Source organism: Escherichia sp. E4385 (assembly GCF_963883145.1).
GTDB lineage: Bacteria > Pseudomonadota > Gammaproteobacteria > Enterobacterales > Enterobacteriaceae > Escherichia.
In genome coordinates this window covers 57835-82537 of sequence record NZ_CAWOOJ010000019.1, presented here as the reverse complement: position 1 = coordinate 82537, position 24703 = coordinate 57835, and the positions used below count along the sequence as shown (strand labels likewise).

Here is a 24703-nt window from a genome sequence, read left to right as displayed (position 1 = left end):
GATAATGAAAGTTTGTGGCACAGGTCATGTTCGGGTATACTGCTTTCCCGTCCTGGTTATTCCATCGTCTTTTCAACCTAACTTCTCAGGTTCAGCATGACAACGAACTATATTTTTGTGACCGGCGGGGTCGTATCCTCTCTGGGTAAAGGCATTGCCGCAGCCTCCCTCGCAGCCATTCTTGAAGCCCGTGGCCTCAATGTGACTATCATGAAACTGGATCCGTACATCAACGTCGATCCAGGTACTATGAGCCCAATCCAACACGGGGAAGTGTTCGTTACTGAAGACGGCGCTGAAACCGACCTGGACCTGGGTCACTACGAGCGTTTCATTCGTACCAAAATGAGCCGCCGCAACAACTTCACCACGGGTCGTATCTACTCAGACGTTCTGCGTAAAGAACGCCGCGGTGACTACCTCGGCGCAACCGTACAGGTTATTCCACACATCACTAACGCTATCAAAGAACGCGTTCTTGCAGGTGGTGAAGGCCACGACGTGGTTCTGGTCGAAATCGGCGGTACCGTAGGTGACATCGAATCCCTGCCGTTCCTCGAAGCGATTCGCCAGTTGGCTGTTGAAATTGGCCGTGAGCACACTCTGTTTATGCACCTGACGCTGGTGCCGTACATGGCTGCGTCTGGTGAAGTCAAAACCAAACCGACCCAGCACTCTGTAAAAGAGCTGCTCTCCATCGGTATCCAGCCTGACATCCTGATTTGTCGTTCAGATCGCGCCGTTCCGGCTAACGAACGTGCGAAGATTGCATTGTTCTGTAATGTTCCGGAAAAAGCGGTTATTTCTCTGAAAGACGTCGATTCCATCTATAAAATTCCGGGCCTGTTGAAATCTCAGGGGCTGGACGATTATATTTGTAAACGATTCAGCTTAAACTGCCCGGAAGCGAATCTGTCCGAATGGGAACAGGTTATCTTCGAAGAAGCGAATCCGGTGAGTGAAGTCACCATCGGTATGGTCGGTAAGTACATTGAACTGCCGGACGCTTACAAATCAGTGATTGAAGCACTGAAACACGGCGGGCTGAAAAATCGTGTCAGCGTCAACATCAAACTGATCGATTCACAAGATGTTGAAACGCGCGGTGTTGAAATCCTTAAAGGTCTGGACGCGATCCTCGTACCTGGCGGTTTCGGCTATCGTGGCGTAGAAGGCATGATTACTACCGCGCGCTTTGCGCGTGAGAACAATATTCCTTATCTGGGCATTTGCCTGGGTATGCAGGTGGCGTTAATTGATTACGCTCGCCATGTTGCCAACATGGAGAACGCCAACTCTACGGAATTTGTGCCAGACTGTAAGTACCCGGTTGTGGCGCTGATTACCGAGTGGCGCGATGAAAACGGCAACGTTGAAGTTCGTAGCGAGAAGAGCGATCTCGGTGGCACCATGCGTCTTGGCGCACAGCAGTGCCAGCTGGTTGACAATAGCCTGGTTCGCCAGCTGTACAATGCGCCGACAATTGTTGAGCGTCATCGTCACCGCTACGAAGTCAACAACATGCTGCTGAAACAGATTGAAGATGCAGGTCTGCGCGTTGCGGGCCGTTCCGGGGATGATCAGTTGGTCGAGATCATCGAAGTTCCGAATCACCCGTGGTTCGTGGCTTGTCAGTTCCATCCGGAGTTTACTTCTACTCCACGTGATGGCCACCCGCTGTTTGCTGGCTTTGTAAAAGCCGCCAGCGAGTTCCAGAAACGTCAGGCGAAGTAAGTAAAAAAGTTAGAACGGCAACGCGTACCCTGGGTACGCGTTGTTTGTCTGGAGTTTCAGTTTAACTAGTGACTTGAGGAAAACCTAATGTCCAAAATCGTAAAAATCATCGGTCGTGAAATCATCGACTCCCGTGGTAACCCGACTGTTGAAGCCGAAGTACATCTGGAGGGTGGTTTCGTCGGTATGGCAGCTGCTCCATCAGGTGCTTCTACTGGTTCCCGTGAAGCTCTGGAACTGCGCGATGGCGACAAATCCCGTTTCCTGGGCAAAGGCGTAACCAAAGCTGTTGCTGCGGTTAACGGCCCGATCGCTCAGGCGCTGATTGGCAAAGATGCCAAAGATCAGGCTGGCATTGACAAGATCATGATCGACCTGGACGGCACCGAAAACAAATCTAACTTCGGCGCAAACGCAATCCTGGCTGTGTCTCTGGCTAACGCCAAAGCTGCTGCAGCTGCTAAAGGTATGCCGCTGTACGAGCACATCGCTGAACTGAACGGTACTCCGGGCAAATACTCCATGCCGGTTCCGATGATGAACATCATCAACGGTGGTGAGCACGCTGACAACAACGTTGATATCCAGGAATTCATGATTCAGCCGGTTGGCGCGAAAACTGTGAAAGAAGCCATCCGCATGGGTTCTGAAGTTTTCCATCACCTGGCAAAAGTTCTGAAAGCGAAAGGCATGAACACTGCAGTTGGTGACGAAGGTGGCTATGCGCCGAACCTGGGTTCCAACGCTGAAGCTCTGGCTGTTATCGCTGAAGCTGTTAAAGCTGCTGGCTATGAACTGGGCAAAGACATCACTCTGGCGATGGACTGCGCAGCTTCTGAATTCTACAAAGACGGTAAATACGTTCTGGCTGGCGAAGGCAACAAAGCTTTCACCTCTGAAGAATTCACTCACTTCCTGGAAGAACTGACCAAACAGTACCCGATCGTTTCTATCGAAGACGGTCTGGACGAATCTGACTGGGACGGTTTCGCATACCAGACCAAAGTTCTGGGCGACAAAATCCAGCTGGTTGGTGACGACCTGTTCGTAACCAACACCAAGATCCTGAAAGAAGGTATCGAAAAAGGTATCGCTAACTCCATCCTGATCAAATTCAACCAGATCGGTTCTCTGACCGAAACTCTGGCTGCAATCAAGATGGCGAAAGACGCTGGCTACACTGCAGTTATCTCTCACCGTTCTGGCGAAACTGAAGACGCTACCATCGCTGACCTGGCTGTTGGTACTGCTGCAGGCCAGATCAAAACTGGTTCTATGAGCCGTTCTGACCGTGTTGCTAAATACAACCAGCTGATTCGTATCGAAGAAGCTCTGGGCGAAAAAGCACCGTACAACGGTCGTAAAGAGATCAAAGGCCAGGCATAAGTCTGACTTTATCTGATTTAAAAATGCCAGCCTTCGGGCTGGCATTTTTTATGGTCGAGTTACCAGCGGCCTGAGGAACCACCGCCTCCAGATGAACCACCGCCACCGCTAAATCCGCCGCCGCCGCTAAACCCGCCACCACTTGAGCCTCCACCGGAAGAGGATGAAGAAGAACCTTTTCTTGAAGCTCTTTCTTTACCGAGTTTCTTATATTTGGCGCGTAGTTTTTTACTAACGATAAGCCAAAAGATAAGCAGCACTACGATCGCAAAAGGCGTTAACATACCGCAGGCAACGATTAAATTCGTCCATGGTCCTGGCTCTGCAACATAGAGGAATACCATCCCGTAAATTGCGCCAGTGAGTGCTATCCAGGGGAGATTTGACGGATCGGTAAAAACAATAAAATATGAAAGCACCGCCAGTAATATAATTACAGCAAGCGATAATGGAATAGGGGGATTGATACTGTAGTAATTCCCCCTGTTTTCCGGTAATTCGCCATTCAGCAGAAGTGCGCCAATATTTTCGCTTGCCAGTGTTAACCCACCCATAAGGTCATCACTTTTGAAAGCAGGGATTAATATATCACGGATAATCTTCGCCGCTTGCAGGTCGGTAACCACCCCTTCCAGCCCGTAGCCCACTTCAATGCGAACTTTACGATCTTCCCAGACGACCAGGATCAGAATACCATCGTCACGCCGCTCATCCCCCAGTTTCCAGCTATCAAAAACGCGAGTTGCATATTGTTCAATGGTATCGTCCCCGGTGGATGGCACAATTAATACGGCGACCTGGGCTCGTGTTTTTTGTGTAATATCCTGCAGCTGCTGTGTCAGTGATTGTTGTTCAGACGAGCTTAACGTACCAGTAATATCGGTCACCTGGTGGCGCAGCTCCGGCACAGCAATTTGCTGGGCAAGCACCGGAAGGCACCACAAAGCGAGTAAAATAAAGATTAAGCGCATTACGATCACCAGCGCCCGGAAGCGCCACCGCCACCAGACGAACCGCCGCCACCGCTGAAATTGTCATTGTCGAAAGACGATGAAGAGGAAGATGACGACGATGATGAAGAATGCCAGGAGGCCGAGTTGCTTCTTTCGTAACGTGACGGTCGGTTGGCACTACGCATTGAATCACGCACCTTTCTGCCGAAAGGTGTGAAAGCGATAGCTACGGTCAGGAATGGTGTGGCGAAACATAATAATGTGGCAAGAACTCCCCAGCTCCCGCTATATCCAGCGATGGGAAGTACAAAAGCCAGTACTATGGCAGCAAAGCAAATCACTCCCAGCGTTTTGACATATCCTCTGGCAGAAATAAACGTCAGTGCTATCGCCCAGACTAACAAAGCCCACCAACCGCTAAAGGGTAAAGGGTGATCGGGCGATGTGTTATAGACTAAATCATTTCCTGATAGTCGGGTTTCAATATCACTGATACCCTGTTGCAAGCCGCCAGTAAGGTCGCCTTTTTTAAACGCTGGAATAATACTGTTGCGAATAATTTGCCCGGACTGTGCATCAGTAAGAATACCCTCAAGCCCGTAACCGATTTCAATATGAACTGTATGATCTTGCCAGGCAACTACCAGTAAAATACCGTCATCACGACCTTTATGGCCGGGCTGCCAACTCTCGAACACACGTGTTGCATATTGCTCGATGGTTTCTTCGCCTGTGGTTTCAACCACCAATACCACAAGCTGCGTCTGTTCTTTTTGCGTCAGGGCTTTAATCTGGCTGGTTAGCGTACTTACTTCCCCTCTGGTTAATGTCCCTGTTAAATCATTTATATATTTAGGTAATTCAGGTACTGGAACTTGCACTGCAAACGCAGATGAACAGACCAGAACAAGAAGTAAGATAAAATTTTTCATATAATTAACTCGCCTAATAAGCATTAGCATTCTGGCTAAAATCTATTGTTGGGGCTTTGCTTACTGCGGCGACATCATCCGGCAAATAATTTTTCTTTGGTGTGTAATCCATGACCTTTGCGGTTAACACTGCGGGAAATTTGCGGATAGTGACATTATATTGTTCAATGGCTTTAATATATCTTCCTCGCGCGACAGCAATTCGATTTTCGCTTCCTTCGAGTTGTACCATTAAATTTTGATAGAGTTCCTGAGCCTTTAATTCTGGATAACGTTCACTAATAATCGTTAACTGCCCGAGAGTGCGAGTCACCTGCGCCTGAGCTTGTTGCCAGGCTTGTAATTTTTGCTCATCTCCCGGAGCTTGCTGAAGATCGCTGCTGGCACGATTAGCTTGACTACGAGCTAGCGTAACGGCCTCCAGTACCTCTTTTTCATGGCTGGAATAACCTTTAATGCTGGCGACAAGATTAGGAATAAGATCTGCACGGCGTTGATACTGATTCAATACTTCTGACCAGGAGGCATTGACCTGTTCATCATAGGTTTGAATATCGTTATAACCGCAACCTGATAAATTGAAAATAAATATAAATACGATGAATATTCTAAACATGTTTAAATCCCTTTTATTTAATTCCTTAAAACATAATACGCCGCTTCATTTTATTCTTAATGATCTGATTCACTTTTTACCTTAAACCCGCCTGTAACAGAATGTTAATAAAGCATGAATATTGCGGCAGGATCTGCAATAATTAACAATTATCCACTTCTCAGAGAATGCTATGCAGTACCCGATTAACGAGATGTTCCAGACCCTGCAAGGTGAGGGTTACTTTACCGGCGTCCCCGCCATTTTTATTCGTTTACAGGGATGCCCGGTCGGCTGTGCCTGGTGCGACACCAAACACACATGGGAAAAGCTTGAGGATCGGGAAGTTTCCCTTTTCAGCATTCTGGGGAAAACGAAAGAGAGTGATAAGTGGGGAGCAGCAAGTAGTGAAGACTTGCTCGCAGTCATCGGTCGTCAGGGATACACCGCGCGTCACGTGGTGATTACGGGTGGTGAACCTTGTATTCATGACTTAATGCCACTAACTGACCTGCTCGAAAAGAACGGTTTCAGTTGCCAGATAGAAACCAGCGGTACTCATGAAGTGCGTTGTACGCCGAATACCTGGGTCACCGTGTCGCCAAAACTGAATATGCGTGGCGGTTATGAAGTATTGTCGCAAGCCCTGGAGCGAGCTAACGAAATCAAACACCCAGTTGGACGCGTACGGGATATCGAAGCACTGGATGAATTGCTGGCGACGCTGACCGATGATAAACCGCGAATCATTGCACTTCAGCCAATTAGCCAGAAGGAAGATGCTACGCGTTTGTGCATTGAAACTTGCATTGCGCGTAACTGGCGTTTGTCGATGCAAACACATAAATATTTAAATATTGCCTGATTAAACATTTATAAGCGTTGTAAATGGGGGGGTTTGTAAAGACTCCCACTCATTTATATTTTTTGTCGCCTCTGAACACTCATCCATTTTGCCCATTCCGGGCTAATCATTGTCATTCTCTACAAATTCTGTGGCGTTAATTTTTCACTGGAGTGAAAATTATTACGTCGGAGTTTGGTAGATTTTAGTTTGTATAGAGTTATTTTATATATTTATCTTTTCAATCAATGGATTAAGTGCTCTTTAACATAATGGATATGTTGTTTGTGTGATTCTGTAAAGTTGGTAGATTGTGACTGGCTTAAAAATCATTAATTAATAATAGGTTATGTTTAGAGAGTTCCCCGCGCCAGCGGGGATAAACCGAATATCAAGGAAGTCATGAAGACTTCGACTATGAGCTCCCCGCGTCAGCCGGGGATAACCATTCAGGTATGTTCAGGCCGGGCAGTTTCCCGCCCGGTCTTCCTCATTTACGCATTCGACCAGCTCTGGATTGAATCCGCATTCCCCAGCTCACCATGCATCACTTCATACGATTTTTTCAGGATCACATCAGTATGTTTGGTTAAATCTTTGAAAATACCTTTATTCATCGCATCGTAGCGTTTGGCATTGCTCTCAATCGGCATAAAGACATCTTTCACGCGAACCATTTTGTCGACAGCCGTTGCGTAATCTGGATACAGACCAAGCCCTACAGCCGTGTTGATCGCCGCCCCCAGGCTTGCACAACCGTTAATGGCATTACGGCGCGCCGGAAGATTGAATACATCGGCAAAAATCTGCATAAACAGATCGCTGTTCGAACCACCGCCAGTAATGATCACATGCTTCGCAAAGTGATTCATTTCATTACACATATTGTCGTAATTGTTCTTCAGCGTTAGCGCCACGCTTTCCAGTATCGAGCGATATATCCATGCGTAATCCATGCTGGAATCAAAGCCGATCATAATCCCACGCTTGTAGGGTTCCCACGGATTGGTCAGCCAGTCCAGCACTGTCATCAGACCATTACAGCCAGGTGGCACACAAGAAGCTTTTTTGTTGAGCAAATCTTCCGGTGAAAGATCTTGTGCTTTGGCATCCTGAATTAACGACTCGCCTAACATGTCGCGCAGCCAGCTCACCGTCCACATGCCTTTTCGGATACCGTAACCTTCATAAAGCAACGTTTGCGGAATAGAAGACATAATCGGCCAGTACGCCAGCGGATCTTTCGGCAGTGCTTTGCCGTTCATCATCAACGCGATGTAAGTGCCAAGAGAAATCACCGCCGTTTCATCATCCAGTAACCCGGCTCCCAGAGCTTCTACCGGTTTATCACTGGTGGTACAAACAACCGGCAGTCCTGCCGGGAAATGCGTCGCCAGCGCGGCTTGAGGTGTGATATGCCCAAGAACAGTGCCTGGCATTTGCACATCAAAAAGCATCTGGCGGGGGATATTAAACTTCTCCATTACCGCAGCATCTTCACTCCATGCCCAGCTCTTATAATCCACCGGCCACTGACCAAAATAGTTGGCGATATTATCTTTTAATTCCCCCGTTAAACGGTGCGTCAGATAACCCGAAAAAGAGGTGACATATGCCACGTCAGGATTCGTATGTTCGTAAGGGCGTGTAACGCGTGCATCCTGCCAGCTAATCAACGGCGCAGCGGGCGTGCCATCGGCTTTTAGTAACGCACGGCAGCAACGGATGGATCCCAGACCAATACCGACAATATCTTCTTTATTTCCGGCAAACTGGCTCATTAAATCGTGACCGGCAAAACATAATGATGCCCATAAATCGTCGTCAGGATGTTCTGCGGTATCGGCATCCGGCGTGAGCATCGGCTGTAATAAGCCTTTACCTTCGCAAACTACATTACCTTCCAGATCGTACATCACTACTTTTGTGCTCTGACTTCCGCCATCAATCCCTATGATGTATTTCTTCGACATGATTTTTCTCCTGTAATTTTTCTGGCTTACTTGCTGTTAGCCGTTGCGGGGGCGATATCAGCAGTACGAATTTTTTGGAACAGCAAAAAGGTAAAGACGATCACCATGCCGAGTGCCGCCATGCCCATCAGCCACATATTGCGGTAGGCTTCTGCTGCGGGCAGGGTGTCCTGCCAGTGGCCGATAATCGGGTAAACGAAGACATCCGGCAGGAATCCAATCACCGAACAAATACCTACCGTGGTACCCATAATGTAAGACGGTGTTCTCGCTTCGCCGGGGCAGGCCCAGTACAGCCCGCGTGAGGCGTAACAGGTGAATCCCAGCAGTAAAATCAGGCCAATCCCCATCGCGACCGATTGCGGGTTAGAGTTGGTAACAAGCAGGGCAGTCAGTGCCAGCAGGCCGATGATGGAAAGGATTTGAATCACGCGGGTAGGGGATTTCACTTTACTGTAGGTGGTGATAATGCCGCCAAGTGGGCCGCACAGTGCGCGGAAGATTTTGTTGATCACAATCCCCATGTAGCTCGCCGCCACCAGCGACATGCCGTACATCTCGGTCAGATAGTTGGTGGAGTAACTCAGAATGGCGTAGATGGTGAAGACGCCAAAAATCACCATGCTGCAATACCAGGTGGTGCTGATGCGCAAAACGGCCAGGATGTCGCTAAGCTGGAATGACTGTTTTTCTTCGTTATTGGCACTGCGCAGGTTGTTGTTATCGCTAACAAAAAACCAGCACAGAATCCCCAATAAGATGTAAACCACACTGTAGATAATAATGACCGTTTTCAGGCTGGCGCTGTCATCCGGTGCAAAGCGAGAAAAGACCCACATGGTAAACACCGCCAGCGACATTACACCGACACCGCGCAGCCCTTCCATCCAGCCCATAATTTTCCCTTGCTCGCTATGATCGCCCAGCAATGAGGCGGCTTTAATCGACACCGACCACAGCATTAAAATAGTGGTTATCGCAAAGGCGACCTGAATACAGAGCATTACCCACAGTGGTGGATATGTTGCCATTATCAGGCCCAGCAATCCGGTAATGATCATCGCGGAAGTAATCATTTTGCGGTGTGAAAATTTATCGGCAATAACGCCGCTGGGGGCATAAAGAATAATGGCCGCAATACCAAATGTACTCATTATTAAACCTATCTCGGTATTGCTGAATCCCATAAATTTCGCCATGGGAATTTGATAAATATAACGTAAATAAGCCAGGTCAAAACTAACGCCGCCGCTAAAACTAATTATCGCGAGGGTTATCCAACGGCGATATGAGTTGTGTTGCATATCGTATTCCCATTTGTAATAGACAAAAAAAAGAGAAAAGTAAGCCGCCCTTTCAGGTGGATTACTTTTCTCAGGTCTCTAGTAATTGCGATAAGAAATAACATGGAAAGCAGTGGTATTGTGTGAGAGTAATCACGCTTCTGCTTTTTAAAACTATTTGATAATACGAACAGCACACTGTGATTACGATCACATTAGCAGTTATGCCCTTATGCTAAAAATTATCTCCAGTTACCAGAGATAATGAGAAAGGTAACTTCCCTCTCGCGGGGGAAGTTACCTTTCTTTTTTTTTGCCTTACGGAAATTGGAGCTAACTATGTCAATCGAATCTCTCAATGCGTTCTCAATGGATTTTTTCTCCCTGAAAGGTAAAACAGCAATTGTTACCGGCGGGAATAGCGGTTTAGGTCAGGCATTTGCAATGGCGTTGGCCAAAGCTGGCGCAAATATTTTTATTCCAAGTTTTGTCAAAGATAACGGCGAAACAAAGGAAATGATTGAAAAACAGGGTGTTGAAGTGGACTTCATGCAGGTGGATATCACCGCAGAAGGCGCACCGCAGAAGATTATCGCTGCCTGCTGTGAGCGCTTCGGTACCGTTGATATTCTGGTGAACAATGCCGGTATTTGTAAGCTGAATAAAGTGCTGGACTTCGGTCGTGCCGACTGGGATCCAATGATTGATGTGAACCTGACCGCCGCATTCGAGTTAAGCTATGAAGCGGCAAAAATTATGATCCCGCAGAAAAGCGGTAAAATCATTAATATCTGTTCATTGTTCTCTTACTTAGGTGGACAATGGTCACCTGCTTATTCTGCCACTAAACATGCTCTTGCCGGATTCACCAAAGCCTATTGCGATGAATTAGGTCAATATAATATTCAGGTGAATGGTATTGCCCCGGGATATTACGCTACCGATATCACTCTGGCGACCCGTAGTAATCCAGAAACTAACCAGCGCGTTCTTGATCATATTCCGGCAAACCGTTGGGGCGATACTCAGGATTTAATGGGCGCAGCCGTATTCCTCGCAAGTCCGGCATCGAATTATGTCAACGGACATTTATTAGTGGTTGATGGCGGTTATTTAGTGCGCTAATCCATAACGGTGGTTTCTGTTTTCTCTTATTAATGATTATTCCATTTTTATTATCAGGAAGGAATTACTATGTCTTTATCTCGCGCAGCGATTGTCGACCAGCTAAAGGAAATTGTTGGTGCAGATCGCGTAATTACCGATGAAACAGTATTAAAGAAGAACAGTATTGACCGTTTTCGTAAATTTCCGGATATTCATGGCATTTATACTTTGCCGATTCCGGCAGCGGTCGTAAAACTCGGTTCCACAGAACAAGTCTCCCGTGTGCTGAATTTTATGAATGCGCACAAAATTAATGGTGTGCCGCGTACCGGCGCTTCCGCCACCGAGGGGGGACTGGAAACCGTTGTGGAAAACTCGGTGGTGCTCGACGGCTCCGCCATGAATCAAATCATTAATATTGATATTGAGAATATGCAGGCCACGGCGCAATGTGGCGTTCCGCTGGAGGTGCTGGAAAACGCGTTGCGTGAAAAGGGTTACACCACAGGGCATTCTCCGCAATCAAAACCGCTGGCGCAGATGGGCGGCCTGGTAGCAACCCGCAGTATCGGGCAGTTCTCCACACTCTACGGCGCAATCGAAGATATGGTCGTTGGTCTGGAAGCAGTATTGGCTGATGGCACCGTGACACGCATTAAAAACGTGCCACGCCGCGCGGCTGGCCCGGACATTCGTCACATCATCATCGGCAACGAAGGTGCATTGTGCTATATCACTGAAGTAACAGTGAAAATCTTTAAATTCACCCCAGAAAACAACCTCTTCTACGGCTATATCCTGGAAGACATGAAAACCGGCTTCAACATCCTGCGTGAAATCATGGTGGAAGGGTATCGACCGTCGATCGCTCGTTTGTATGACGCCGAAGATGGCACCCAACACTTCACCCATTTTGCCGACGGTAAATGCGTGCTGATCTTTATGGCTGAAGGTAACCCTCGCATTGCGAAGGCGACGGGCGAAGGGATTGCGGAAATCGTTGCCCGCTACCCGCAATGCCAGCGAGTGGACAGCAAACTGATCGAAACCTGGTTTAATCACCTGAACTGGGGACCAGATAAAGTGGCTGCCGAACGTGTGCAGATCCTCAAAACCGGCAACATGGGCTTTACCACTGAAGTGTCCGGCTGCTGGAGCTGCATCCACGAAATCTACGAAAGCGTTATTAACCGTATTCGTACCGAGTTCCCGCACGCTGAAGACATCACCATGCTGGGCGGTCACTCCTCTCATAGCTACCAGAACGGCACCAACATGTACTTCGTCTACGACTACAACGTCGTTGACTGTAAGCCGGAAGAGGAAATCGACAAGTACCACAATCCGCTCAACAAAATCATCTGCGAAGAAACCATTCGCCTCGGCGGTTCGATGGTGCACCACCACGGCATTGGTAAACATCGTGTTCACTGGAGCAAGCTGGAACACGGCAGCGCATGGGCGTTGCTGGAAGGGCTGAAAAAGCAGTTCGATCCTAACGGCATTATGAATACGGGTACTATCTATCCGATTGAAAAATAATGTGTCAGGCAGCGTCCCGTGATGTCGGGGCGTTGCCTTTTCGGCTTCTCAACCGGGAAGCCGTTCTTATTACCGGACAATGAAGGGGTAAAGATGAACACTTCACCGGTGCGAATGGATGATTTACCACTTAACCGTTTTCACTGCCGCATTGCTGCGCTCACTTTCGGTGCGCACCTGACCGACGGTTATGTCCTCGGCGTCATTGGTTACGCCATTATTCAGCTTACTCCAGCCATGCAACTGACGCCGTTTATGGCGGGTATGATTGGCGGCTCGGCGTTACTTGGCCTGTTTATCGGCAGCCTGGTTTTGGGGTGGATCTCCGACCATATTGGGCGACAAAAAATCTTCACCTTCAGTTTTTTGCTGATTACGCTTGCTTCGTTTTTACAATTTTTTGCCACCACGCCAGAGCATCTTATTGGACTGCGCATTTTGATTGGCATTGGTCTGGGAGGCGATTACTCAGTCGGTCACACCTTGCTGGCTGAATTTTCCCCGCGCCGCCATCGCGGTATTTTGCTGGGCGCGTTCAGCGTGGTGTGGACCGTAGGCTATGTGTTGGCAAGTATTGCCGGACATCACTTTATTTCCGAAAACCCGGAAGCCTGGCGCTGGCTGCTGGCATCGGCAGCTCTGCCCGCGTTGTTGATTACGTTATTACGCTGGGGAACGCCAGAATCGCCACGCTGGCTACTGCGCCAGGGGCGTTTTGCAGAAGCTCACGCTATCGTGCATCGCTATTTTGGTCCCCATGTTTTATTGGGCGATGAAGTGGCAGCGGCGACCCATAAACACATCAAAACCTTGTTCTCTTCGCGCTACTGGCGGCGCACGGCGTTTAACAGCGTCTTCTTTGTCTGCCTCGTAATCCCATGGTTTGTGATTTATACCTGGCTGCCGACCATTGCCCAAACTATTGGTCTGGAAGATGCGCTGACCGCCAGCCTGATGCTTAATGCGTTGTTAATTGTGGGCGCGCTGCTGGGATTAGTTCTGACGCACCTGCTGGCACATCGCAAATTTTTGCTGGGAAGTTTTTTGCTGCTGGCGGCAACGCTGGTAGTAATGGCCTGTTTGCCTTCCGGCAGTTCATTAACGCTGCTGCTTTTTGTTCTCTTCAGCACCACCATTTCGGCGGTCAGTAATCTGGTGGGCATTTTGCCTGCGGAAAGTTTTCCTACTGACATTCGCTCGCTGGGCGTCGGTTTTGCCACTGCCATGAGTCGACTTGGCGCGGCGGTAAGTACGGGTCTGCTGCCGTGGATTCTGGCGCAGTGGGGGATGCAAGTTACCTTATTGATCCTGGCGGCAGTGTTGTTAGTGGGTTTTGTCGTGACCTGGCTATGGGCACCAGAAACTAAAGCCCTCCCGCTGGTGGCGGCGGGAAATGTATGAGGTGCGAATGAACATACTGTTAGCGTTTAAAGCCGAACCGGATGCCGGGATGCTGGCGGAAAAAGAGTGGCTGGCGGCGGCTCAGGGTAATAGCGGACCGGATGTTTCGCTACTGCGAAGTTTACTCGGTGCTGATGAACAGGCCGCTGCCGCGCTGCTGTTGGCGCAGAGAAAAAACGGTACGCCGATGTCTTTAACCGCGTTGAGCATGGGGGATGAACGGGCGTTGCACTGGCTGCGCTATCTCATGGCTCTTGGGTTTGAGGAAGCTGTATTGCTGGAGACGGCGGCAGATCTGCGCTTTGCGCCGGAATTTGTCGCCTGGCATATTGCCGAATGGCAGCGCCAGAATCCGCTGGATCTGCTAATTACCGGCTGCCAAAGCAGCGAAGGACAGAATGGGCAAACGCCATTTTTGCTGGCGGAAATGCTGGGCTGGCCCTGTTTCACCCAGGTGGAGCGTTTCACACTCGACGCGCCGTTTATCACCCTCGAACAGCGTACTGAAAATGGGTTGCGCTGTTGTCGTGTCCGCTTGCCCGCGGTGATTGCCGTGCGCCAGTGCGGTGAAGTGGCCTTGCCAGTACCGGGAATGCGCCAGCGTATGACGGCGGGGAAAGCGGAAATTATCCGCAAAACTGTTGCTGCTGAATCGCCAGCGATGCAGTGCCTGCAACTGGCAAGGCCAGAGCAACGACGCAGAGCGACGCTGATTGATGGGCAAACGGTAGCAGAAAAAGCGCAAAAGCTATGGCAGGACTATTTACGCCAAAGGATGCAGCCATGAATATCGCAATTGTGACAATAAATCAGGAACATGCCGCAATAGCGGGCTGGCTGGCGGAGCAGGATTTCAGCGGCAGCACACTAACGCACTGGCAAATCGAGCCGCAGCCGATGGTCGCGGAACAGGTGCTGGATGCGCTGGTAGAACAGTGGCAGCGAACGCCTGTGGACGTTGTTCTCTTTCCGCCGGGAACGTTTGGTGATGAACTGTCGACCCGGCTGGCCTGGCGTTTACATGGTGCAAGCATCTGCCAGGTGACTTCGTTAGATATTCCAACCGTAAGCGTGCGCAAATCCCACTGGGGAAATGCGCTAACGGCGACGTTGCAAACAGAAAAACGCCCGCTATGCCTTTCGCTGGCACGTCAGGTGGGAGCAGCGAAAAACGCCACGTTGCCCTCTGGTATGCAGCAACTGAACATTGTTCCCGGGGCGCTTCCCGACTGGCTGGTTAGCACAGAGGATCTTAAAAATGTTACCCGTGACCCATTAGCTGAGGCCAGACGAGTACTGGTAGTGGGGCAGGGCGGCGAGGCAGATAGCCATGACATCGCTACGCTGGCTGAAAAGCTGGGGGCAGAAGTGGGCTACAGTCGGGCGCGAGTGATGAACGGTGGCTTTGAAGCCGAAAAGGTCATTGGCATTTCCGGGCATTTGTTGGCGCCAGATGTTTGCATTGTGGCGGGCGCATCCGGTGCGGCAGCGTTAATGGCGGGCGTACGTAATAGTAAGTTTGTGGTGGCGATTAATCATGACGCCAGCGCGGCGGTATTTTCGCAGGCAGATGTTGGTGTGGTAGATGACTGGAAAGCCGTGCTGGAGGCACTGGTGACAAACATTCACGCAGATTGCCAATAACGTACAGTCGGATGCGGCGTGGACGGGGGCCAGGCTCGGGACTTGTAGGCCTGATAAGACGCGTCAAGCGTCGCATCAGGCGCTGAATGCCGGATTTGGCATACAGCCTACAAATCACACAAATTCAATTCGTTACGATTATCCCGTCAAAGCAATTTTTTCGCTAACGTCCAGACCCCGGTATTCGTGGTGGAAAGCGCCACGACACCCGCGTTAATCGCATTACGCGCATCTTCTTCATCGCACACCAACCCACCAGCAATCAGCGGTTGGCGGATTTTCTCCGTCACCCAGCCCAGCACTTTGGGCATGCAGCCTGGGAGGATCTCAATACAATCTGGGTTCGATTGCGCAACCTGCTTATCAATGTTGTGAAACGAAATCGAATCGACAATAAACAGGCGATGAATACAGAAAAAACCTTCCGCTCTTGCCGCTTTCAGCATCGATGCTTTCGTGCTGATAATGCCGTCCGCTTCGGTCACCAGTTTCAGAAACTGAATCACCACTTCTTTGTTCGATGCACCTTCCAGCAAATCGACATGAATAAAGGCATATTTCCCGGCGTTCTTAATCTTTTTAACGATATGGCTGATGGTGCAGATATTGCCGTACAACACGGAAATAAACTGGCATTCAGAATCGATTGCCAGTTGCAGGCTGGCATTATCTTTAACGGCAGCAATCACCGGATTCTGGCGGAGCAGGTGTAAGAGGGACATAAATTATCCTTATTATTTATCCAAAGCGGTAGGTGATGCCGAATCCGGAAGGCGGATAGCGCCACTGTTGTAGTGTTTTTTCGTCGCACAGCAAACGGCAGGTTCCGCACTCAAGGCAACCGCGATAATCAACACGCAAGTCCCCTTCCGGCGTGAGCGAAAAAAGACCTGCCGGACAGGCGTTAATCAATCGTTCTGCCGTCTGACGCTCAACGGAGTCAGCCGGAACAATGTGCGGCGCATCAGCAACGCGCCAGAGATTACGGGCTACAGACATCGCAGACTCCTGATAACATCGCCCGCCAGATGCCACAGGCCATGACGACGTATATGACGCCAGAGTAACTGGCGCAGCGGCGGAACAGGTTTATCCCCCTGATCCCATAAATCACGGGAAATATCCTGCATTAACGCAGGCCACGCACGGTACCATCCCGGGCGTTGCAAAAGCGCCGGAACATGCTGATAACGTTGTAGAACATCCCACAGCTGACTGCGTTCTATGTTTTGATGATAAAGCGGAAACAGATTTTGCGGCTCGCGGTGCTGGCAGGCGCTTATCAGCGTTTGTGCCGCCGCCTGTGCGCCAGTCAGCGCCATATCCATGCCGCGTACGGAAATTCCGGTATTGACGCAACTGCGTAACGCATCGCCCACCAGTAGCCAGCCGTTACCGGCGTATTGCACCGGCATACTGTGCAGGCCACCTTCTGGCACCAGATGCGCGCCATACTCCAGCGATTCCGTGTTTTTGATAAGCGGGCGCACTGCTGGATGCGTTTTAAAGCGGGCCAGCAGCTCGCTTGCCGGAACACGACTTTGCGTAAGGGAAGAGAGCGGGCAAACAATCCCTAACGAGAGCGTTTGTTGATTAGTATAAAGAAATGCGCCGCCGGGCAAGTCATCACAGATTTCGCCGCTGAACAGCAACGCTGCGCCTTCGTTATTCTCCAGATGAAAACGTTCTTCAATAGCGGATGTTTCCAGCGCCAGCACTTCTTTGATTCCTAACGCCATTGATTCGCCAGCAGGGCGGGTAACTAATCCGTGGCGTTCCGCCAGGAGGCTATTGGCACCTTCTGCCAGGACGACATAACGGGTGCGGAGAATATCGTCACCACAGATAACGCCACACACTCTGCCGTTTTCTTCATACAGCGCATCTACCGTCGCACCAGGGATACACTCGACACCTTCTTTTTCGGCTTCGGCAACCAGCCACGGATCGAATCGCGGGCGTAACACGCTCCATGACTCGCCGTTGGGCAGTAAGCTGGAAAATGTTGTGGTGCCATCTGGTGTTAATAAAGAAAGGCTTTCGTGGGTGATGCGACGCTCAAGGGGCGCGGTCAGATGAAATTGCGGGAGGAGTTCAGCGAGCGCATGGGTATATAAACGCCCGCCGGAAAGGTTTTTACTGCCGGGAATTTCAGCGCGTTCCAGTAACAGAACGGACAAACCTGCCCGCGCGCAACGTAAAGCACAAGCGGTGCCTGCTATACCCGCACCGATGATAATAATGTCGCAGTCATCTTCCATGGTGTGCTCCAGATATCCTGAGCGCAACACCCTAACATAGCGTTACTTAAGGGAAATTGACCGCCGACACACTCTTATCATTCGCCGCGATAGATACAGCCTGCAGTGCAGGTTTCTTTCACCATCACCGCACTTAATAGCGGCACAACGGGTTTAACTTGATCCCAAATCCATTTTGCTAAAACTTCGCTGGTTGGGTTTTCCAGACCGGGTATATCATTGAGGTAATAGTGGTCGAGGCGATCGTAGGTTGGTTTAAACGCCGCTTTCAGTTCAGCGAAATCGATAATCCAGCCCGTATGCGGATCGACTTCCCCTGTGATTTCCAGGCGCACCATAAAAGAATGCCCGTGTAAGCGCCCGCACTTATGTCCCTGTGGGACGTGCGGCAGACGGTGAGCGGCTTCGAAGGTGAAATCTTTAAATAACGTGGTGGACATCATAATTTCTCTACAGGACGATAAAACCGCCGTAGAGTACCGGAAAGCCTGTTTTTTCGCATTACTAAAAACGGGTTTGTTGCGCAAAATGACCGATTTAACTTAATTGCGGTCGATATTTATTTATTTTTCATTGAGTTAATAAATCTATTTTGTTGTTAAAGACTATTGCTAAAACAGGTTAGTCGATTTGGTTATTAGTTATCGCTATCCCGTCTTTAATCCACCCCCTTCGCGCCGTTAACCTTACCTTCTCTTCTGTTTTATGGGCGCTGACAGGGCCGATAAACAGCTTTGCTTACTGGAACATAACGACGCATGACGACACAGGTCCCACCTTCCGCTTTGCTTCCGCTGAACCCGGAGCAACTGGCACGCCTCCAGGCGGCCACGACCGATTTAACGCCCACCCAGCTTGCCTGGGTTTCTGGCTATTTCTGGGGCGTGCTCAATCAGCAGCCTGCTACGCTTGCAGCGACGCCAGGGCCCGCCGCAGAAATGCCGGGTATTACTATTATCTCCGCTTCGCAAACCGGCAATGCGCGTCGGGTCGCCGAAGCGTTACGCGATGACTTATTAGCGGTAAAACTGAACGTTAAGCTGGTGAACGCGGGCGACTATAAATTCAAACAAATCGCCAGCGAAAAACTGCTTATCGTGGTGACGTCAACACAAGGGGAAGGGGAACCACCGGAAGAAGCCGTCACGCTGCATAAGTTTCTGTTCTCCAAAAAAGCGCCGAAGCTGGAAAACACCGCGTTTGCCGTGTTTAGCCTTGGCGATAGCTCTTATGAATTTTTCTGCCAGTCCGGGAAAGATTTCGACAGCAAGCTGGCGGAACTGGGCGGTGAACGCCTGCTCGATCGCGTTGATGCGGATGTGGAATACCAGGCCGCTGCCAGCGAGTGGCGCGCCCGCGTGGTTGATGTGCTTAAATCGCGCGCGCCCGTCGCAGCACCTTCACAATCCGTCGCTACTGGCGCGGTAAATGAAATCCACACCAGCCCGTACAGCAAAGACGCGCCGCTGGTGGCTAGCCTTTCGGTTAACCAGAAAATTACCGGGCGTAACTCTGAAAAAGACGTTCGTCATATCGAAATTGACTTAGGCGACTCTGGCCTGCGTTATCAGCCGGGTGACGCGCTGGGCGTCTGGTATCAGAACGATCCGGCACTGGTGAAAGAACTTGTCGAACTGCTGTGGCTGAAAGGCGATGAACCTGTCACCGTTGAGGGCAAAACCCTGCCGTTGAATGAGGCGCTACAGTGGCACTTCGAACTGACCGTCAACACCGCCAATATCGTTGAGAACTACGCTACCTTAACGCGCAGCGAAACGCTGCTGCCGCTGGTGGGCGATAAAGCGAAGTTGCAGCATTACGCCGCGACCACGCCGATTGTCGACATGGTGCGTTTCTCTCCGGCACAACTGGATGCCGAAGCGCTGATTAATCTGCTGCGCCCGCTGACCCCGCGCCTGTATTCCATCGCCTCCTCGCAGGCGGAAGTCGAGAACGAAGTACACGTCACCGTTGGCGTGGTGCGTTACGACGTGGAAGGCCGCGCCCGTGCCGGTGGTGCTTCTAGTTTCCTCGCGGACCGCGTGGAAGAAGAGGGCGAAGTCCGCGTCTTTATCGAACATAACGACAACTTCCGCCTGCCCGCTAACCCGGAAACCCCGGTGATTATGATTGGCCCAGGTACCGGTATTGCGCCGTTCCGCGCCTTTATGCAGCAACGTGCCGCCGACGAAGCGCCGGGTAAAAACTGGCTTTTCTTCGGCAATCCGCACTTTACGGAAGATTTCCTCTACCAGGTGGAGTGGCAGCGCTACGTCAAAGAGGGCGTGCTGACACGTATCGATCTTGCCTGGTCGCGCGATCAAAAAGAAAAAATTTACGTACAAGACAAACTGCGCGAACAGGGCGCGGAGCTGTGGCGCTGGATCAATGACGGTGCCCACATTTATGTCTGCGGCGACGCTAATCGCATGGCGAAAGACGTTGAACAGGCACTTCTGGAAGTGATTGCCGAATTTGGTGGCATGGACACCGAAGCGGCGGATGAATTTTTAAGTGAGCTGCGCGTAGAGCGCCGTTATCAGCGAGATGTCTACTAATGAGCGAAAAACATCCAGGGCCTTTAGTGGTCGAAGGTAAACTGGCAGACGCCGAGCGCATGAAGCTTGAAAGCAACTATCTGCGCGGCACGATTGCTGAAGATTTAAATGACGGCCTGACCGGTGGGTTTAAGGGCGATAACTTCCTGCTGATCCGCTTCCACGGCATGTATCAGCAGGATGACCGCGACATCCGCGCTGAACGTGCTGAGCAGAAGCTGGAACCGCGCCACGCCATGATGCTGCGCTGCCGTTTGCCTGGCGGTGTTATCACCACCAAACAGTGGCAGGCGATCGATAAATTTGCGGTGGAAAACACCATTTACGGTAGCATCCGCCTGACCAACCGTCAGACGTTTCAGTTCCACGGTATTCTGAAAAAGAACGTCAAACCTGCGCACCAGATGCTGCACTCGGTTGGTCTGGATGCGTTAGCCACCGCCAACGACATGAACCGTAACGTGCTGTGCACCTCGAACCCGTTCGAGTCGCAGCTGCATGCGGAAGCGTATGAATGGGCGAAGAAAATTTCTGAACATCTGCTGCCGCGTACTCGCGCGTACGCGGAGATCTGGCTCGATCAGGAAAAAGTCGCCACTACTGATGAAGAGCCGATCCTTGGTCAGACCTACCTGCCGCGTAAGTTTAAAACCACGGTAGTGATCCCGCCGCAGAACGATATCGATCTGCATGCCAACGACATGAACTTCGTGGCGATCGCTGAAAACGGCAAGCTGGTGGGCTTTAACCTGTTGGTGGGCGGTGGGCTTTCCATGGAGCACGGTAACAAGAAAACCTACGCCCGCACGGCGAGCGAGTTTGGCTATCTGCCGCTGGAGCATACGCTGGCGGTGGCGGAAGCCGTCGTGACAACTCAGCGTGACTGGGGTAACCGAACCGATCGTAAAAATGCCAAAACCAAATACACGCTGGAGCGCGTGGGTGTTGAGACGTTTAAAGCGGAAGTGGAGCGTCGCGCGGGGATCAAATTTGAACCGATCCGTCCGTATGAGTTTACCGGACGCGGTGATCGTATTGGCTGGGTTAAGGGCATTGATGATAACTGGCATCTGACGCTGTTTATCGAAAATGGTCGCATCCTTGATTATCCTGGGCGTCCGCTGAAAACCGGCTTGCTGGAGATCGCGAAGATCCACAAAGGCGATTTCCGCATTACGGCGAACCAGAATCTGATCATCGCCGGTGTACCGGAAAGTGAGAAAGCGAAGATCGAGAAGATCGCCAAAGAGAGCGGGTTGATGAATGCCGTCACGCCGCAGCGTGAAAACTCAATGGCTTGCGTGTCATTCCCGACTTGCCCGCTGGCGATGGCGGAAGCGGAGCGTTTCCTGCCGTCGTTTATCGATAACATCGATAATTTAATGGCGGAACATGGCATTAGCGATGAGCATATCGTGATGCGTGTAACAGGCTGCCCGAATGGTTGTGGTCGCGCGATGCTGGCGGAAGTGGGTCTGGTGGGTAAAGCGCCGGGTCGCTACAACCTGCATCTTGGCGGCAACCGCATGGGGACACGTATCCCACGAATGTATAAAGAAAACATCACCGAGCCGGAAATCCTGGCGTCGCTTGATGAACTGATAGGGCGCTGGGCGAAAGAGCGTGAAGCGGGTGAAGGCTTCGGCGACTTTACGGTGCGTGCGGGCATCATTCGCCCGGTGCTCGACCCGGCGCGCGATTTGTGGGATTAACCATCAGCCCGGTCTTGTAGGCCTGATAAGACGCGCCAGCGTCGCATCAGGCAAGTTGGTACCTTTTGCCGGATGCGGCGTAAACGCCTTATCCGGCCTACGGTTGAGCCCGGTTTTGTAGGCCTGATAAGACGCGACAGCGTCGCATAAGGCAAGTTGGCACCTTTTGCCGAATGCGGCGTAAACGCCTTATCCGACCTACGGTTGAGCCCGGTTTTGTAGGCCTGATAAGACGCGTCAGCGTCGCATCAGGCAAGGCAAACAGTGAGGAACTTATGTCCAAACTCGATCTAAACACCCTGAACGAACTGCCAAAGGTAGACCGGATTCTGGCGCTGGCCCAAACTAACGCCGAACTGGAAAAACTGGACGCTGAAGGCCGCGTTGCATGGGCGCTGGATAATCTGCCCGGTGAATATGTGCTTTCTTCCAGCTTCGGCATTCAGGCGGCGGTGAGCCTGCATCTGGTGAATCAGATTCACCCGGACATTCCGGTGATCCTCACCGATACCGGTTATCTGTTCCCGGAAACTTACCGCTTTATTGACGAGTTAACGGACAAACTCAAGCTCAACCTGAAAGTGTACCGTGCTACCGAAAGCGCCGCCTGGCAGGAAGCACGCTACGGCAAACTGTGGGAGCAGGGCGTTGAAGGCATTGAAAAATACAATGACATCAACAAAGTCGAACCGATGAACCGGGCGCTGAAAGAACTTAACGCGCAAACCTGGTTTGCTGGCCTGCGCCGTGAACAATCCGGCAGCCGCGCCAATTTACCGGTGCTGGCAATTCAGCGTGGCGTATTTAAAGTGCTACCGATTATCGACTGGGATAACCGAACTATTTATCAGTACCTGCAAAAACATGGCCTGAAATATCACCCATTATGGGATGAAGGATATTTATCGGTGGGAGATACCCATACAACCAGTAAATGGGAACCCGGCATGGCGGAAGAAGAAACGCGTTTCTTTGGCTTAAAAAGAGAATGTGGGTTACACGAAGGGTAAATATTGCCGGATAAAATAAACGCCTCTGTCAGAAATGATGGGGGCGTTTTTATTTTGCGAGCCGCATTCCGGCATTTAAACGTGAACGTCGCAGGGAGAATCAACAGGTATAGAATGGCGTTGGGTGCTTGAGGCTGTCTGGCGTTAAGCATTCGCGAGGTTCCAGATGGACAAAAGCCCCAGGCGATATTTCTATCAACCTGAGGCTTACGTTCGAACCCAACAATTCGAATGTTAGTCTCTTCTTTGCAGGGAGGCAAGACATGCTGACAAAATATGCCCTTGCGGCAATCATCGTACTGTGTTGTACAGTACTGGGATTCACGCTGATGGTAGGCGACTCGTTGTGTGAGTTGAGTATCAGAGAACGTGGTATGGAGTTTAAGGCTGTTCTCGCTTACGAATCGAAGAAGTAGCCACCACGCGGGGGTAAAACCCCGCGTATTGAATTGTTAAAGTTTGGCCTCCTGCACCCCTTTTTTATTCTCTGTTCCAGGTGGCATTGATTTCCTGCAGGCACGGGAGTAATCATTTCAACCCCATCAAGACGCCTTCGCCAGCTCCTTCACCAACGGTAACATTATCCGCATAACATCACGGCAGCGGCGTTCTATTCTTCCAGGAAGTGCCTTATCTATATGCTGTTGATTATCCAGTCTTACGTCATGCCAGCTATTTCCCGCAGGGAATGCGGCTGTTTTTGCTCGTTGCTGATAACCATCCTTATTCCCAAGATTCCAGTTTGTCGCTTCCACCGAAAGTACAGCAATGCCCGCTTTGTCGAATATTTCTGCGTCATTACAACACCCAGTGCCTTTCGGATAGTTTTTATTCAAACCTGGATTTGTGGTGGCGGCAATTCCATGACTGCGGGCAATTGCCAGCGCCCGGTCGCGCGTTAATTTCCTTACTGCTTCAGGTGTTTTTACGCCACTGTTGAAATACAGCTTATCGCCAACAATCAGATTATCGAGGTTAATCACCAATAAAGTATTTTTCTTTTCGGTATCACTCATGCGCTTGAGTAAATTCTCAGCACCTAATTTCCCTTCCTCTTCACCACTGGTGGCAATAAAACGAATCCCATACTCAGTCGGAATATCTTTCAGGCGTTCAGCCAGCTCCAGCATGACACCTAAACCTGCGGCATTATCATCCATTCCTTGTAACGTCAGCCCGCCGAGATTGGCATCTGCATCTGCGTCGCTCTGCGGGGCATAGGTATCCAGATGCGCCATAATGATGATCTGCTGCGGCGCTTTGCCTTCATGAGCGGCAATCACCGTACTTCCCGTCACGTTGTGCCAGTTTTTGCGGTTATCGCGTGCGGTATAAATATATCGGCTATTAAATGTTCGAATATCACTGCGGTAACCCATTTGCTGAAACTGTTGCCGAATATAATCGGCAGATAACATTTCTGCGGGTGTTCCGGTCATTCGTCCCGGAAAGAAAGTGGCAATATGTCGCGCCTGTGTATTGGCAAAATCACCAGGTTTAGGTGATGAGGCGTAAACGGGGAGAATAAAGCATACGCCGAGCGCCAGGGCAGCGGTACGGTGGCGCAATGCGGAAAACATAGTGAGTCCTTAAATACCATGCAAAATTTTTACCGCCATAGTATGAAACTGCCGCTGCGCTAAAACAATTTCAAATCTTCCTAAACGCCCGAAATTCGGTAGCTTAAGCACTTTTTGATATTTGCTTTGCCAAAGCGTTATTCCGTTAAGGAACTACTCATTCCAATTGGTAATTTCATTCGTTCTCC

Annotated in this window: 21 protein-coding genes and 1 pseudogene; 12 read left to right on the top strand and 10 right to left on the bottom strand. The window is 50.5% G+C overall.

The window, feature by feature from the left end:
- The first annotated feature begins 96 nt into the window (after positions 1-96).
- Entirely contained in the window at positions 97-1734 is a 1638-nt protein-coding gene (gene pyrG / locus AACS80_RS19350) for a glutamine hydrolyzing CTP synthase (protein ID WP_130207680.1), read from the top strand.
- A gap of 87 nt (positions 1735-1821) precedes the next feature.
- The gene (eno, locus tag AACS80_RS19345) at positions 1822-3120 is read left to right on the top strand and encodes a phosphopyruvate hydratase (protein ID WP_064528183.1); all 1299 of its coding nucleotides are present in this window, start codon (positions 1822-1824) and stop codon (positions 3118-3120) included.
- 59 nt (positions 3121-3179) lie between these two features.
- On the opposite strand, the gene AACS80_RS19340 is transcribed toward eno, so the two are convergent.
- The 3 genes and pseudogenes from AACS80_RS19340 to AACS80_RS19330 form a co-directional block, all read right to left on the bottom strand.
- Positions 3180-4100, bottom strand: coding sequence for a TPM domain-containing protein (locus tag AACS80_RS19340; protein WP_130207679.1), 921 nt, complete (start codon positions 4098-4100; stop codon positions 3180-3182).
- 233 nt (positions 4101-4333) lie between these two features.
- A pseudogene (locus tag AACS80_RS19335) lies at positions 4334-5005 on the bottom strand (TPM domain-containing protein); the annotation flags it as partial.
- Positions 5006-5018: 13 nt separating this feature from the next.
- Positions 5019-5621 (bottom strand): LemA family protein, encoded by a 603-nt coding sequence (locus AACS80_RS19330; RefSeq protein WP_135410326.1) that lies wholly within the window; start codon positions 5619-5621, stop codon positions 5019-5021.
- 172 nt (positions 5622-5793) lie between these two features.
- Here AACS80_RS19330 and queE point away from each other — a divergent pair, with 172 nt between their 5' ends.
- Positions 5794-6465, top strand: coding sequence for a 7-carboxy-7-deazaguanine synthase QueE (gene queE, locus AACS80_RS19325; protein WP_130207676.1), 672 nt, complete (start codon positions 5794-5796; stop codon positions 6463-6465).
- 473 nt (positions 6466-6938) lie between these two features.
- On the opposite strand, the gene AACS80_RS19320 is transcribed toward queE, so the two are convergent.
- Positions 6939-8417 carry an FGGY-family carbohydrate kinase gene (locus tag AACS80_RS19320; protein WP_135410325.1) on the bottom strand — a complete coding sequence of 493 codons (1479 nt, stop codon included), beginning with the start codon at positions 8415-8417 and terminating at the stop codon, positions 6939-6941.
- A gap of 26 nt (positions 8418-8443) precedes the next feature.
- Positions 8444-9721: an MFS transporter gene (locus AACS80_RS19315; protein ID WP_130207674.1), complete on the bottom strand. Its 1278-nt coding sequence runs from the start codon at positions 9719-9721 to the stop codon at positions 8444-8446.
- 318 nt (positions 9722-10039) lie between these two features.
- Between AACS80_RS19315 and AACS80_RS19310 the strand changes: the two genes are divergently transcribed.
- The 5 genes from AACS80_RS19310 to AACS80_RS19290 all read left to right on the top strand — a co-directional run bounded on the left by AACS80_RS19310 (position 10040) and on the right by AACS80_RS19290 (position 15394).
- Positions 10040-10825 carry an SDR family oxidoreductase gene (locus AACS80_RS19310; protein WP_000021321.1) on the top strand — a complete coding sequence of 262 codons (786 nt, stop codon included), beginning with the start codon at positions 10040-10042 and terminating at the stop codon, positions 10823-10825.
- 69 nt (positions 10826-10894) lie between these two features.
- A complete protein-coding gene (locus AACS80_RS19305) occupies positions 10895-12349 on the top strand; it encodes an FAD-binding oxidoreductase (protein ID WP_138183930.1) in 1455 nt (484 codons plus the stop codon).
- 21 nt (positions 12350-12370) lie between these two features.
- Positions 12371-13750 carry an MFS transporter gene (locus AACS80_RS19300; RefSeq protein WP_165383310.1) on the top strand — a complete coding sequence of 460 codons (1380 nt, stop codon included), beginning with the start codon at positions 12371-12373 and terminating at the stop codon, positions 13748-13750.
- Between the two features lie 7 nt (positions 13751-13757).
- Complete coding sequence (locus tag AACS80_RS19295) at positions 13758-14537, top strand: electron transfer flavoprotein subunit beta/FixA family protein (RefSeq protein WP_135410324.1); 780 nt, start codon at positions 13758-13760, stop codon at positions 14535-14537.
- On the top strand, positions 14534-15394 hold the full coding sequence (locus tag AACS80_RS19290; RefSeq protein WP_130207670.1) for an electron transfer flavoprotein subunit alpha/FixB family protein: 861 nt from the start codon (positions 14534-14536) through the stop codon (positions 15392-15394). Before AACS80_RS19295 ends, AACS80_RS19290 begins: the two co-directional genes overlap by 4 nt.
- A gap of 146 nt (positions 15395-15540) precedes the next feature.
- Here AACS80_RS19290 and AACS80_RS19285 read toward each other — a convergent pair whose 3' ends face one another.
- The 4 genes from AACS80_RS19285 to queD form a co-directional block, all read right to left on the bottom strand.
- Positions 15541-16116, bottom strand: coding sequence for a glycerol-3-phosphate responsive antiterminator (locus AACS80_RS19285; protein WP_130207669.1), 576 nt, complete (start codon positions 16114-16116; stop codon positions 15541-15543).
- 16 nt (positions 16117-16132) lie between these two features.
- Entirely contained in the window at positions 16133-16393 is a 261-nt protein-coding gene (locus AACS80_RS19280) for a ferredoxin family protein (RefSeq protein WP_130207668.1), read from the bottom strand.
- On the bottom strand, positions 16384-17655 hold the full coding sequence (locus tag AACS80_RS19275) for an FAD-dependent oxidoreductase (protein WP_135410322.1): 1272 nt from the start codon (positions 17653-17655) through the stop codon (positions 16384-16386). The genes AACS80_RS19280 and AACS80_RS19275 overlap by 10 nt, the downstream gene beginning before the upstream one ends.
- Positions 17656-17732: 77 nt before the next feature.
- A complete protein-coding gene (queD, locus tag AACS80_RS19270; protein ID WP_016159619.1) occupies positions 17733-18098 on the bottom strand; it encodes a 6-carboxytetrahydropterin synthase QueD in 366 nt (121 codons plus the stop codon).
- 315 nt (positions 18099-18413) lie between these two features.
- Here queD and cysJ point away from each other — a divergent pair, with 315 nt between their 5' ends.
- The 4 genes from cysJ (at position 18414) to AACS80_RS19250 (ending at position 23351) form a co-directional block, all read left to right on the top strand.
- Complete coding sequence (cysJ, locus tag AACS80_RS19265; protein WP_138183929.1) at positions 18414-20213, top strand: NADPH-dependent assimilatory sulfite reductase flavoprotein subunit; 1800 nt, start codon at positions 18414-18416, stop codon at positions 20211-20213.
- Positions 20213-21925 (top strand): assimilatory sulfite reductase (NADPH) hemoprotein subunit, encoded by a 1713-nt coding sequence (cysI, locus tag AACS80_RS19260; RefSeq protein WP_138183928.1) that lies wholly within the window; start codon positions 20213-20215, stop codon positions 21923-21925. Before cysJ ends, cysI begins: the two co-directional genes overlap by 1 nt.
- A gap of 275 nt (positions 21926-22200) precedes the next feature.
- Positions 22201-22935, top strand: a complete 735-nt coding sequence (gene cysH, locus AACS80_RS19255) for a phosphoadenosine phosphosulfate reductase (protein WP_135409704.1) — start codon at positions 22201-22203, stop codon at positions 22933-22935.
- A 263-nt stretch (positions 22936-23198) separates the two neighbouring features.
- Positions 23199-23351, top strand: coding sequence for a Hok/Gef family protein (locus AACS80_RS19250; RefSeq protein ID WP_130214493.1), 153 nt, complete (start codon positions 23199-23201; stop codon positions 23349-23351).
- Between the two features lie 126 nt (positions 23352-23477).
- Here the strand turns inward: AACS80_RS19250 and iap are convergent, their stop codons facing one another.
- Positions 23478-24515: an alkaline phosphatase isozyme conversion aminopeptidase gene (gene iap, locus AACS80_RS19245; protein WP_131162384.1), complete on the bottom strand. Its 1038-nt coding sequence runs from the start codon at positions 24513-24515 to the stop codon at positions 23478-23480.
- Positions 24516-24703 lie beyond the last annotated feature (188 nt).

What these genes read in the sequence shown, in the direction of transcription:
- pyrG (WP_130207680.1), top strand. Translation starts at nt 97, where the DNA reads ATGACAACGAACTATATTTTTGTGACCGGCGGGGTCGTATCCTCTCTG.
- eno (WP_064528183.1), top strand. Translation starts at nt 1,822, where the DNA reads ATGTCCAAAATCGTAAAAATCATCGGTCGTGAAATCATCGACTCCCGT.
- AACS80_RS19330 (WP_135410326.1), bottom strand. Translation starts at nt 5,621, where the DNA reads ATGTTTAGAATATTCATCGTATTTATATTTATTTTCAATTTATCAGGT.
- queE (WP_130207676.1), top strand. Translation starts at nt 5,794, where the DNA reads ATGCAGTACCCGATTAACGAGATGTTCCAGACCCTGCAAGGTGAGGGT.
- AACS80_RS19320 (WP_135410325.1), bottom strand. Translation starts at nt 8,417, where the DNA reads ATGTCGAAGAAATACATCATAGGGATTGATGGCGGAAGTCAGAGCACA.
- AACS80_RS19315 (WP_130207674.1), bottom strand. Translation starts at nt 9,721, where the DNA reads ATGCAACACAACTCATATCGCCGTTGGATAACCCTCGCGATAATTAGT.
- AACS80_RS19310 (WP_000021321.1), top strand. Translation starts at nt 10,040, where the DNA reads ATGTCAATCGAATCTCTCAATGCGTTCTCAATGGATTTTTTCTCCCTG.
- AACS80_RS19305 (WP_138183930.1), top strand. Translation starts at nt 10,895, where the DNA reads ATGTCTTTATCTCGCGCAGCGATTGTCGACCAGCTAAAGGAAATTGTT.
- AACS80_RS19300 (WP_165383310.1), top strand. Translation starts at nt 12,371, where the DNA reads ATGTCGGGGCGTTGCCTTTTCGGCTTCTCAACCGGGAAGCCGTTCTTA.
- AACS80_RS19295 (WP_135410324.1), top strand. Translation starts at nt 13,758, where the DNA reads ATGAACATACTGTTAGCGTTTAAAGCCGAACCGGATGCCGGGATGCTG.
- AACS80_RS19290 (WP_130207670.1), top strand. Translation starts at nt 14,534, where the DNA reads ATGAATATCGCAATTGTGACAATAAATCAGGAACATGCCGCAATAGCG.
- AACS80_RS19285 (WP_130207669.1), bottom strand. Translation starts at nt 16,116, where the DNA reads ATGTCCCTCTTACACCTGCTCCGCCAGAATCCGGTGATTGCTGCCGTT.
- AACS80_RS19280 (WP_130207668.1), bottom strand. Translation starts at nt 16,393, where the DNA reads ATGTCTGTAGCCCGTAATCTCTGGCGCGTTGCTGATGCGCCGCACATT.
- AACS80_RS19275 (WP_135410322.1), bottom strand. Translation starts at nt 17,655, where the DNA reads ATGGAAGATGACTGCGACATTATTATCATCGGTGCGGGTATAGCAGGC.
- queD (WP_016159619.1), bottom strand. Translation starts at nt 18,098, where the DNA reads ATGATGTCCACCACGTTATTTAAAGATTTCACCTTCGAAGCCGCTCAC.
- cysJ (WP_138183929.1), top strand. Translation starts at nt 18,414, where the DNA reads ATGACGACACAGGTCCCACCTTCCGCTTTGCTTCCGCTGAACCCGGAG.
- cysI (WP_138183928.1), top strand. Translation starts at nt 20,213, where the DNA reads ATGAGCGAAAAACATCCAGGGCCTTTAGTGGTCGAAGGTAAACTGGCA.
- cysH (WP_135409704.1), top strand. Translation starts at nt 22,201, where the DNA reads ATGTCCAAACTCGATCTAAACACCCTGAACGAACTGCCAAAGGTAGAC.
- AACS80_RS19250 (WP_130214493.1), top strand. Translation starts at nt 23,199, where the DNA reads ATGCTGACAAAATATGCCCTTGCGGCAATCATCGTACTGTGTTGTACA.
- iap (WP_131162384.1), bottom strand. Translation starts at nt 24,515, where the DNA reads ATGTTTTCCGCATTGCGCCACCGTACCGCTGCCCTGGCGCTCGGCGTA.